Annotated in this window: 9 protein-coding genes; 7 read left to right on the forward strand and 2 right to left on the reverse strand. The window is 40.4% G+C overall.

Annotated features, from left to right (window positions below):
- Positions 1-219: 219 nt before the first annotated feature.
- The 4 genes from FZF08_RS29725 to FZF08_RS29740 are packed head-to-tail and all read left to right on the forward strand — an operon-like array spanning position 220 to position 6,117.
- The gene (locus FZF08_RS29725; protein WP_159477895.1) at positions 220-1,425 is read left to right on the forward strand and encodes a cystathionine gamma-synthase family protein; all 1,206 of its coding nucleotides are present in this window, start codon (positions 220-222) and stop codon (positions 1,423-1,425) included.
- Positions 1,422-2,483 carry a class A beta-lactamase gene (bla, locus tag FZF08_RS29730; RefSeq protein ID WP_229216752.1) on the forward strand — a complete coding sequence of 354 codons (1,062 nt, stop codon included), beginning with the start codon at positions 1,422-1,424 and terminating at the stop codon, positions 2,481-2,483. The genes FZF08_RS29725 and bla overlap by 4 nt, the downstream gene beginning before the upstream one ends.
- A gap of 1 nt (position 2,484) precedes the next feature.
- Complete coding sequence (locus tag FZF08_RS29735) at positions 2,485-3,981, forward strand: serine hydrolase (protein ID WP_159477898.1); 1,497 nt, start codon at positions 2,485-2,487, stop codon at positions 3,979-3,981.
- A 39-nt stretch (positions 3,982-4,020) separates the two neighbouring features.
- Complete coding sequence (locus FZF08_RS29740; RefSeq protein ID WP_159477901.1) at positions 4,021-6,117, forward strand: prolyl oligopeptidase family serine peptidase; 2,097 nt, start codon at positions 4,021-4,023, stop codon at positions 6,115-6,117.
- Positions 6,118-6,354: 237 nt separating this feature from the next.
- Here FZF08_RS29740 and FZF08_RS29745 read toward each other — a convergent pair whose 3' ends face one another.
- On the reverse strand, positions 6,355-7,197 hold the full coding sequence (locus FZF08_RS29745) for a CHRD domain-containing protein (protein ID WP_159477904.1): 843 nt from the start codon (positions 7,195-7,197) through the stop codon (positions 6,355-6,357).
- 146 nt (positions 7,198-7,343) lie between these two features.
- A complete protein-coding gene (locus tag FZF08_RS29750; RefSeq protein ID WP_159477907.1) occupies positions 7,344-8,192 on the reverse strand; it encodes a polysaccharide deacetylase family protein in 849 nt (282 codons plus the stop codon).
- Positions 8,193-8,279: 87 nt separating this feature from the next.
- Here FZF08_RS29750 and FZF08_RS29755 point away from each other — a divergent pair, with 87 nt between their 5' ends.
- The 3 genes from FZF08_RS29755 to FZF08_RS29765 all read left to right on the forward strand — a co-directional run bounded on the left by FZF08_RS29755 (position 8,280) and on the right by FZF08_RS29765 (position 10,715).
- On the forward strand, positions 8,280-9,071 hold the full coding sequence (locus tag FZF08_RS29755) for an HAD family hydrolase (protein WP_310590624.1): 792 nt from the start codon (positions 8,280-8,282) through the stop codon (positions 9,069-9,071).
- A 126-nt stretch (positions 9,072-9,197) separates the two neighbouring features.
- Positions 9,198-10,025 carry a tetratricopeptide repeat protein gene (locus FZF08_RS29760; RefSeq protein ID WP_159477910.1) on the forward strand — a complete coding sequence of 276 codons (828 nt, stop codon included), beginning with the start codon at positions 9,198-9,200 and terminating at the stop codon, positions 10,023-10,025.
- Positions 10,026-10,052: 27 nt separating this feature from the next.
- Positions 10,053-10,715: an OmpA family protein gene (locus FZF08_RS29765; RefSeq protein ID WP_159477915.1), complete on the forward strand. Its 663-nt coding sequence runs from the start codon at positions 10,053-10,055 to the stop codon at positions 10,713-10,715.
- Positions 10,716-10,918 lie beyond the last annotated feature (203 nt).

The following is a 10,918-nucleotide window of genomic DNA, read 5'->3' on the forward strand; positions in this document are numbered from 1 at the left end:
ACCGATGGGCGATTTTTTCCTTTTTATCACTTTTGACGGGAAAACTTTAAGATAACGTACTATTTCCTGTGCCAGATTGTTTTTGGAAAAGTAACTTGCTAAATTACAATTAATTGAATTATGGATTAAGAGCAAAATTTTAATCGGATATTTTGACAATTTGAAGTATAATGTTAATTTGATAAAATGCAGCCTAACAACGCTTAACTAGTATATTAAATGAACCAATCTGATTCCCGAAAAGGGACAAATTCTGTATGGGGCGGAGAAACGGAACATTTTCCGAACGGCGCCGTTACATCTCCAATTTATAACAGTGTAGCCTTCGCTTACGATGATCTGGACGAATGGCACGCCGTGGCGACCGGAAAAGCAGAAGGACATATTTATAGCCGTAACACAAATCCGACAGTACATGTCCTCGAGGAAAAAATACGTATTTTAGAAAGTGCAGAGGCTGCAACTTCTTTTGCAACTGGCATGGGCGCGATAAGTAATACTTTGTTTGCCCTGCTTGGTCCGGGAAAAAGAGTTGTTTCCTTAAAAGATACTTACGGTGGAGCGAGCCGTCTTTTTTTAGATTTTCTTCCTGCTTATGGTATCAATGTCACGCTTTGTGAAACAATCAATCATGAAGAAATAGAAACGGAAATAGCAAAGGGCTGTGATCTGGTTTATCTGGAAACACCTACAAATCCTACGCTTAAAGTGGTGGATCTGAAAAGATTGTCAGCGGCGGCGCATAAGGTTGGGGCTGTCGTGGTTGTGGATAATACTTTTGCAACACCAATCAACCAAAATCCGCTTTTGCTGGGAGCTGATCTGGTTCTGCACAGCGCTACCAAATTTCTATGCGGACATTCTGATGCTATGGGCGGCGTGTTATGCGGAAGTGCTGAACTGGTAAAAAAGGTGTTTTCTTTCAGGGAAATAAATGGTGCCAGTTTGCAGGCGGATCCGGCCTATATGATTGCACGAGGAATGAAAACGCTGGAATTACGGATTGAACGCCAGAATGCTTCCGCGATGAAAATTGCAAGATATTTGAAGGCCCATGATGCAGTTGAAGAAGTTTTTTATCCGGGATTGGAAACACATCCGGGACATGAAATTGCCAAAGCGCAAATGTCTGGTTTTGGCGGCGTAATGAGTTTTGCATTGAAAGGAAATTATGATACGGTAAAAGCATTTTTGCCAAAATTAAAACTGGTGCATTTGGCTGCCAGCCTAGGATCAGTAAGTACATTAGCCGGGCCGCCAAGAACGACAAGTCACGTGGAATTGACCGAAGAACAACGTGCATTGCTTGGAATTCCTGAAAGTCTGATCCGTTATTCTGTTGGTATTGAAAATGTTGAAGATTTAATCAACGATTTGGAACAGGCGTTGGCTGCAATTAAAACAGAACAAATGGCTTTGTTATGATTGGAAAGAATATACTTAAAACCTTTAAAATTTCCTGTGTTTGTGTATTACTAGGGTCCCAGGCGGATGTGGCTGCGCAAACAGTACAGCCGGTTCCGGCTCTAACAAATGTAATGAATCCAAGGCTGGATCATGAGCTTGAACGCATTGCCAAACTTGCCAAAGGAAAAGTTGGTGTTTCTGCGGTACATCTGGAAACCGGAAAACATATCAGTCTAAATCTCAAAGAATTGTTTCCAATGGCCAGTACCATTAAGGTGGCCATTGCAGTTCAGCTTTTTACCAAAATTGAAAAAGGAGAACTTTCCCTGATGACGATGGTGGATCTTCAGCCGTCGGATTATCATCCGGGCAGCGGAACATTGGATGTGCTTTTTGCAAAACCTGGTGTACAACTTTCTGTTCAAAATCTATTGGAACTGATGATGGTGATCAGTGATAATTCTGCGACGGATATTTTGCTTCGATTGGTTGGAGGCACAGAGGCGGTGCAGAAACGAATGAACGCGCTTGGAATCAAAGGAATGTCAATTGATCGGACTATTATTCAGTTAATTGCTGACGAAGAAGGAATTACGCTGCCACCGGAAGATCAGTGGACGCTAGGTTTCTATGATAAATTATGGAAAAATACGACCCGTGAATCCCGTGATGCAGCCGAATTAAGATTGCAAAAAGACCCGCGTGATACTTCTTCTCCGGAAGCTATGGTGAATTTGTTAACCCAGATCTACACGGGGAAGGCTTTGAAACCGGAAAGTCGTGACCTTTTGCTTGCGGTTATGGAAAGATGCAGGGGAGGTGTTGCCCGACTGAAAGGATACCTGCCAGCGGGAACTGTGATTGCTCATAAAACAGGTTCGCTCAATGCCAGTGCCACGGATGACGTGGGCATTATTACACTTCCTGACGGTGCAGGTCATGTAGCTATTGCCATTTTTGTTTCTGAATCTGGTGCCGAACTTTCTGAAAGAGAGCAAACGATCGCGCATATTTCCCGAAGTATCTATGATTATTTTCTGTTCAATTCTCCGGTTGTAACCACTTCCTCCCGCTAATATGAAATATTTGCTTTTTTGCATTTTTACACTTTTTGCGGTTAAAGGTTACGCTCAGAAAAAAGTTACCCCGGCTCAGATTAAAGAATTTGACAAGTACGTAGAAATGGTCCGGAAAGAATGGGAAGTACCGGGACTTTCCATCACGGTGGTAAAAGATAACAAGGTAATTTTTAAAAAAGGGTATGGTGTAAGAGAACTCGGGAAACCGGAGCTTGTTGATTCACAAACGCTTTTTGCCTGTGCTTCCACCACCAAAGCGATGACGGTGGCGTTAATGGGAATGCTGGTGGACGAAGGAAAAATAAATTGGGATGATCCGGCGACAAAATATTTGCCCGAGCTTCAAATGTACGATCCTTATGTGACACGCGCCTTAACGGTCCGAGATTTGTTGACACACAATACCGGACTTCCCGGGACAGATTTTTTTACGGGCGCTATGAATATTCCCGTTAACGAAATGTTCAAAAGGATGGCGTTGGTAAAACCGGTTTATCCGTTACGTGGAGGTTTTGAATATCAGAATATCATGTATTCGGCCGCCGGCCGGATCATTGAAAGACTAACCGGGAAACTTTGGTCGGAAGTGATGCAGGAAAGAATTTTTGACCGTTTAGGCATGACACAAACCGCGCCGAAACGAAAATTTATTAAAACAGATAATGTTACCAAGCCTCATTTTAAAATCAACGATACCATTCAGGTAATCGAATATGGAGCGGATAGTGAAATCGGTTCGGCCGGTGCCGTGTGGTCTTCCGCGGATGATATGAGCAAATGGATTATCTGCATGTTGGACAGCAGTAAATTCGCTGGCGGCAGATTATTGAAACCGGAAACCTGGTCAGAAATTTTCAAACCTCAGGCATTCTTCCCGGAGGATGAGTATCCGACGATGCGTTTGATTAAACCAAACTGGCGCACTTATGGTTTGGGTTGGTATCAGCACGATTATAAAGGAAAAAAGATCAATTTCCATACCGGAAGTCTGGCAGGATTAACAGCGATCACAGCACAACTACCTGACGAAAAACTGGCTGTTTACATTTTTGGGAATTACGATCACGCCGAGGTGCGGCACGTTTTGATGTATAAAACACTCGACTGGTTTGCCTTGGGTGAAACGCGTGACTGGAATGCAGAATTTAAAACACTGTATACTGATCTTGCTGAAAAAAGAAAGAAAGGGATTATTGATTTTGAAGCGAAACGAGTTGCCAAGACGTCACCTTCTTTGCCCTTGGATCAGTACATAGGAAAATATACCAGTCAATTGTATGGTCAGGCGGAAGTTACGGTTGTTGGAAATAAATTAATGTTCAATGTAAACGATGTTTTGAAAGCTACATTGGCTCATTTTCATTACGATACATTTTATGGGCCTAACCAAAAATCCTGGTATGGAAATGCAACGGCAAGTTTTGCATTGAATAGTAGAGGAAAAGCAGACGTGCTGGTTTTTGATGGAATGGAATTCAAAAAAAGTGAAAAGTAGATTTACGGTTCTGGTAAGTAAAAGTTTTTAAATTTTGACATGAAAAAATCACTCCTTTTTATTCTGCTGGTATTTTTAGGCAAGATGCCTTCCATCGCGCAAAGCTTTAAAATGGAAGACATTATCAGTTACCCGTTGGCTTCTGAATTAACATCTTGTGCCAGCGGATCGAAAATCGCCTGGACGTATAATGACCATGGGAAAAGAAATATTTACGTTGCAGAATCTCCGGATTTTAAACCCAGAAAACTGACTTCCTTTGATGAAGATAATGGTCAGCAACTATCAAGTATTTCTATTTCTGCGGATGGAAAATGGGTAGTTTTTGTCAAAGGCGGAGAGCATAGCGGTAATCATGACAACAGTCTTACCGTAAATCCGTCGTCTTTAATTGTTATGCCGAAAGTTGAAATTTTCAGTATTCCATTTAAAGGTGGCGAAGCGAAAATATTGGCAGAAGGCGACTATCCGGTTATCTCTCCAAAAAGTGACAGGGTAGCTTTTGTAAAAGGCGGCCAAATCTGGCAAGTGAGTCCCGACGGTTCTCCTGCTGCAAAAATTTTATTTGAAACAAAGGGAACAAATTATTCTGTTCAATGGGCTCCTGATGGCGCCGGAATGGCTTTTGTTTCTTCCCGGGGGGACCATTCCTTTATTGGGATTTTTGCTGATACCGAAAAAACGATTCGCTGGATTGCTCCATCTTTTGCCAAAGATGACTCGCCCAAATGGTCACCGGACGGGAAGAAAATTACGTTTGTGAGAAGGCCGGGGAGTGGTGGTTTACCAGATTCAATTTTGCCTAGAAAACATAATCCGTGGAAAATTCTTGTAGGAGACGTAGCAACTTCCACGGCACAGAAAATCTGGGAGGCTCCGAAAACTTTAAGCGGATCTTACCCTACAACCGATGGTGGTGCTAATCTGATGTGGTCTTCGGCTGGCAGAATTACTTTCAGTTCCTATCACGACGGGTGGCCTCATCTATATTCCATCAAACCGGAAGGTGGAGAAACCTTGCTTTTGACTCCAGGCAATTTTATGTGTGAATATATTGAAATGAGTTATGACGGAAAATGGCTGGTTTTTGCTGCTAATACGGGTGCGGATGTTCTGGATCTTGATCGCAGACACATTGCCAGGGTCCCGGTTGATATGGCAAAAATGGAAGTTTTGACACCGGGAAATGGTGTTGAAGCCTTTCCGGTTGTCACAGGTGATGGTGCAAATGTTGCCTTCATAAGTTCGTCGGCACTGCTTCCGCCACAACTTGCGGTTATGCCTTTTAATACAAATCAGACAATAAAAATTCTGGATAAATCTTTGTTGCCTGCCAATTTTCCAACAGGAAAGCTGGTCATTCCAAAACAGGTAACTTTCAAAGCATCAGACGGAACGTTGGTTTATGCGCAGTTATTTGAACCTACTGGCGGAGCGAAAAAATCTAAAAATCCTGCTGTTGTTTTCGTCCATGGAGGCCCTCCGCGTCAGATGTTGCTAGGTTGGCATTATGGTGATTATTATGCCAATACGTATGCGATTAATCAATATCTGGCAAGTCAGGGATTTATTGTTTTAGCTGTAAATTACAGATTGGGAATTGGTTACGGATTTGAATTTCATAAACCTGTTAACGCAGGAAGCAATGGGGGTGCCGAATATCTTGACGTAAAAGCAGCCGGAGAATGGCTGGCTGCGCGGTCAGATGTTGACAGGAAAAAAATCGGAATTTATGGCGGTTCTTATGGCGGCTATCTTACCGCGATGGCTTTGGGGAAAGATTCTAAATTGTTTGCAGCCGGGGTAGATGTGCACGGCGTACACGACTGGGCATTTGTAAATGAAGGAAGCAAAACCGCACCTGATGCAGCACTTGCGGCCAAAGTTGTCTACAAATCTTCACCTATTGCTTATGTGAATACGTGGACGTCACCGGTTTTATTTATCCATGGCGATGACGACCGGAATGTGTATGTCTCTCAAAGTGTGGATCTGGTAAGAAGATTAGAACAACGAAATATTCCTTTCGAACAGCTGATTATTCCGGATGATACCCATCACTGGATGAAATTTTCAAATCAGGTTAAGGTTGATCAGGCGATTGCTGAATTTTTGGTGAGGAAGTTGATGAAGTAGGTATTTTTTATCGCTTGAACAACTTTTTATTACCCGTCCGACGGCGAAAAAGCCGTCGGACGGGTTGCCCGTTATATCATGAGCATTGATTTTTTCTTTTCGCTATTATTAGGGAAACGCCATAAGGCAGAATCTCCGTTGGAATATGAAAAAGCGTTGGATTGATCCACCCGTCGGACGGCTTTTTCCGCCGTCCGACGGGTAATAAAAAGCTGTTCAAGCAACAACTTTTAGGATTTAAAACTCAATCTGAGCTCTAATTTCGCCTGCTGGAAAAGGTGCACTATGCATATTGAAATAATATTTTCCGCCCAAAAGATCAGCTTCGTTAATTGCAGTACCATCAACTAAAACCGAGTTTGAAAATGATCCGGACTTTGTTTTTTGAATTTTTTGAAAAAAATCAAAAACAATAGATGCGTTTGTTCCTTTTGGAGCTGGGCCGTGAATATGAGATCCTGTGGCAATATCAGAAAGATTATTCCAGGTTAGGAAATAGCTAAACAATTTTGTCGTTTTGTTGTAAGAATAGTCGACTGTTCCATTTCCAGTGCTGGCGTTGGAAGGGAACTCATTAGCACCGCTCAGTACAACTCCTTTTTTACTGACCACATTACTTTGATCAAAAAACTCAATCTGTCCCCGCATTTCTCCACCAGGATTGTTCTGCGTATGAAAGTTGAAATAATATAATCCGTTTAATAGGTCTTCTTCTTTTAAGGTAGTCCCGTCAACTAAAACGGATTGACTATAAGTTCCGGAAACTGTTTTGGTTATTGAATTTGCAAAGTCAAAAATAATGGCTGCATTAACGCCTCTCGGCCCGGTTCCGTGTATATGCGCTCCCGTCGGCATACCGCTCAGATTGTTCCAGTTAACCGTAAAAGAAAGCATGTGTGTACTTTTATTGTACGATACCTCTGCGTCTCCATAAGCTTGACTATTATTGTATAGTACTTCCTGAGCAGGACTAATCTTCACGCTGGTCTGGGAAACTGGATTTTCAATGTTGTGATCTACGCAGGATGTGAGTAGCACAAGCAAACCAAGTACTTGCGATAATTTGAATAATGATCTCATATTTTTGTCAGGTTATTTGATTAACTCCTTAAAGTTAGTTGTTAATCAAATATATTATCCTTGCTTTAAAAATATTAATCCATTAATTATCAGTTATTTATTGACCGGTATTAAACAAAAGATTTTCTAAGCTGGAAAGAACATTTCTAATTTTTTATTAGATCTCTATATCCTATCAGTTGAATCCCTTTTTCCTTAATTGCCGCTTTCACCTTTTCATTCGTAAAAAGATCCGTAACACCTTGCCGGTCTTCTGCTACATTTTCGTAGCCAATGTGTGATATGGCTTTAAGCTCTGCATCGTTCAAACCGGGATGATCTACAAAAAGATAGGTTTTCCCTGATTCCAGTTTGTCAAGCATGGAAAGAAAGCTTTTTATCTTTTCTTCGGAAGTTTTGTGGGGACCGTCATAACTGGTACTTTTATCAATTTTCGGTTCAGGATCAACCGGGATTTTATATTCTTTTGCAAGCTTTCTTGTTAATGCTTTTACTTCTTCGGTAATGCCTGTACAACCCATATGCGACGATAAATGACTGATTCGCGGCAATTTTTTCAAAGCCATTTCAATCTGTGCCCGGAATTCTTTTTCGATATCGGCAAGCTGCCAGTTATTTTCGATAATGGATCGTTTCGGATAATTTTTATTGGGATAAATCATTGGAAGAAAATAACCGTCTTCGTCTTTTAAGCTGGCACAATCTGTTAGTGGCCGCCATTTCACATTATCCCATTCGCTTGTAATCGCTAAATGAATGCCTACATCTGCTCCTGGATTCTCTTTCAGCATTTTGACAGCTTCCGGAAACCACGGTGAGGGCACAATTATCTCAATGGAAGTCTGAATTCCTTCTTTATAGCATTTTATCAAAGCCAGATTGCCAGAATGAGAATAACCCATGTCGTCACCTCTGACAATCAATTTGGCACCTTTTTGTGCGTAAGAAGATGAAATTGTAAGAAAAATTAAAAAGGTTGAAAGGAATTTTTTCATTGGGAATAAGATCGATTGGTATTTGTAAATCAAGAAGTTTTGGACTGATTAGTAAAGTAATAAGCTGCTGAATTCTATGCCCGCTATATGAAAATATTTCTAAGCATTCTTTCAGATCGGGTGAAATGCCTTACGGGGATAGCAGGCATTCACGCTCAAATTTCTACTTTTACTTTTCGATCAAAAAAACAATTCATGGATATAAAAGTGATAGCCTTCGATGCCGACGATACTTTGTGGGTAAATGAGCCTTATTTCAGAAAAACAGAAGAGCAATTTTGTGAGTTATTAAGCGAATATCTCGAACGTCATGCACTGGAAAGGGAATTATTCAAAACGGAAATCGACAATTTGCCTCTTTATGGATATGGCGTAAAGGGTTTCATGCTTTCCATGATTGAGACTGCTTTGAAGATTTCGGACAGAACAATCAGTCTCGAACATATAGAAAAAATCCTTGATTTGGGTAAAAACCTGCTCAACGAACCGATTGATATACTGGAAGGCGTAGAAGAAGTTTTGGAGAAATTAAAGGGAAAGTACAAATTGGTGGTTGCTACCAAAGGCGATTTACTGGACCAGGAAAGAAAATTGAAAAAATCAGGTCTGAGCCATTATTTTCATCACATTGAAATTATGTCGGAAAAGGATGATGCCAATTATCTGAAACTGATTAAACATCTGGATATCATGCCGGAGAATCTGCTGATGGTAGGGAATTCCCTTAAATCGGATGTTTTGCCGGTATTGAATATTGGTGGTTACGCTATACATGTTCCTTACCATATTACCTGGGCTCATGAACAAATTGAGAATACAATTGAAAGTGAAAAATTCAAAAGTGTTGACCATATCAGGGAAATTCTCAAAGATCTTTAATAGGATTTAGCATCAGATTTTTGATTGATTTTTTTTTGGGCATTGTATTTTAATCATGAATTTGTAATTGTATAAAATTCTGATTTATCAGAAATAGAAATTAATAATAAAGTCACTTCATATTTTATGACAACAAAAATCAAATCGTTTGTTTTGGTTGCGCTACTAGCTCCTTTTACGTTGTGTGCGCAACAGTTGATCACGATGTCCAACAAATGTTATAAACAGGTTCAGACAGGAAATCAGCAAAATGATCAGGGACAGTATCAGGAAGCTTTAAATACTTTCACGAAAGTGCTTAAAGATTGTTCGGCAAAGGATGCCAAAGAAGAAGGTAATGTTGGTAAAGCCATTGCATTCAATGGATTAAAACAATTTGATGATGCTATTACTTCGGCAGAAAGTGCAATTAAAGTCAGCAAACAAACAAATGTAATGGCTTATTATGCAAGAAGTTATGCTTATAATAATGTAGGTAGAACGGAAGATGCGAAAGCCGATATTGTGAAGATTACAGATCTTACCAAGAAAAATAAAAATGTGAAAGCCAGAGCGACCATGTTTGCTCAATTATCTCATCTTGATTTTCAACTTAACAAATTAGCTGAGGCGGATACCAATCTGACCAAAGCAATTGAGCTTGATCCAACCAATCCTGCGTTTTTTGTTCAAAAAGGTGATATGATGATCAAGATTAACAACTATGATGATGCATTTGTGGCATATGACAAAGTGCTGGATTTAGGGAAAAATGATCTGGAAATTTATCAGATCAGAACGGAAGCACGGCTTAAACAATTGCAGCAAAAATATGTGACAACAGATATTAAAGAGTTGTCAAAAAGGATGACAAAACAAGAAAAAAGTACTTTGTGTGCTGACATGAAAAAAGCGCTGGATATGGGTTTAAGAAACCTGCAACTAGACTTATTATCTGCTTCGATTTGTGAATAAAAAATTGCTTAACTAAAACTCAAAATTGTGAAAAGAAATAGTATCGTTATTGTATTGCTGGTATTTACGCTTGGATGTAAAAGTTTGAATAATACGCAGAAAGGCACAGGTATCGGTGCAGCTGGTGGAGCGGCGGCGGGAGCTGCAATTGGTGGACTTACCGGAAAAAATAGTGTCATCGGGGCATTAATTGGTGCCGCGGTTGGTGGTTCTGCCGGTTACTTCATCGGTAAACATATGGACAAACAAGCGGAGGAATTGAAACAGGCCATTCCTGATGCGACGGTTGAAAGGGTAGGAGAAGGGATAAATTTAACCTTCAATTCAGGTTTGCTTTTTAAAATTAATTCTGCTGAGCTAAGTGAAGATGCAAAACAGGAATTGAAAAAAGTTGGAGGTATACTGGCAAAATATGATGATACTCAGATTCTTTTGGAAGGGCACACGGACGATACTGGCTCTGATGAGTTGAACATGAAATTATCAGAACGCCGGGCCGAAGCTGTTTCTGCATACCTTGAAACGGAAAACATTCCATCGTCAAGACTTAAAACAAAATGGTATGGTGAATCGCAGCCAAAATATCCAAATGACAGTGAGGCAAACCGCGTAAAAAACCGGCGTGTGGAATTGGCAATCTTCGCGGATCAGGATATGAAGAAAGAGGCTGAAAAAGGAGAGTTGAAATAAAGGTTTCACGGAAAGAAGATAAGAAATGGCAAAGCTCGCGAAGTTAAACTTTGCGAGCTTTGCACTTTTCTTTTAAGCTACTATATAACTTCTTCATGCTGCCTCAGCCATAAGCCTTTTTAGTGCCCTTTCTAAATTTGCAATTTTAGCCAATCTGTATTTTTCTCTGTATTCGTCTTGGTCGAAAGGAATAAAAGGCTGCT

It is taken from the genome of Dyadobacter sp. 3J3, assembly GCF_009801115.1.
Classification (GTDB): Bacteria; Bacteroidota; Bacteroidia; order Cytophagales; family Spirosomataceae; genus Dyadobacter.

Excerpts from the sequence above, each read along its gene's own strand:
- FZF08_RS29755 (WP_310590624.1), top strand. The coding sequence starts at position 8,280 with ATGAAAATATTTCTAAGCATTCTTTCAGATCGGGTGAAATGCCTTACG.
- FZF08_RS29735 (WP_159477898.1), top strand. The coding sequence starts at position 2,485 with ATGAAATATTTGCTTTTTTGCATTTTTACACTTTTTGCGGTTAAAGGT.
- FZF08_RS29745 (WP_159477904.1), bottom strand. The coding sequence starts at position 7,197 with ATGAGATCATTATTCAAATTATCGCAAGTACTTGGTTTGCTTGTGCTA.
- FZF08_RS29725 (WP_159477895.1), top strand. The coding sequence starts at position 220 with ATGAACCAATCTGATTCCCGAAAAGGGACAAATTCTGTATGGGGCGGA.
- bla (WP_229216752.1), top strand. The coding sequence starts at position 1,422 with ATGATTGGAAAGAATATACTTAAAACCTTTAAAATTTCCTGTGTTTGT.
- FZF08_RS29740 (WP_159477901.1), top strand. The coding sequence starts at position 4,021 with ATGAAAAAATCACTCCTTTTTATTCTGCTGGTATTTTTAGGCAAGATG.
- FZF08_RS29750 (WP_159477907.1), bottom strand. The coding sequence starts at position 8,192 with ATGAAAAAATTCCTTTCAACCTTTTTAATTTTTCTTACAATTTCATCT.
- FZF08_RS29760 (WP_159477910.1), top strand. The coding sequence starts at position 9,198 with ATGACAACAAAAATCAAATCGTTTGTTTTGGTTGCGCTACTAGCTCCT.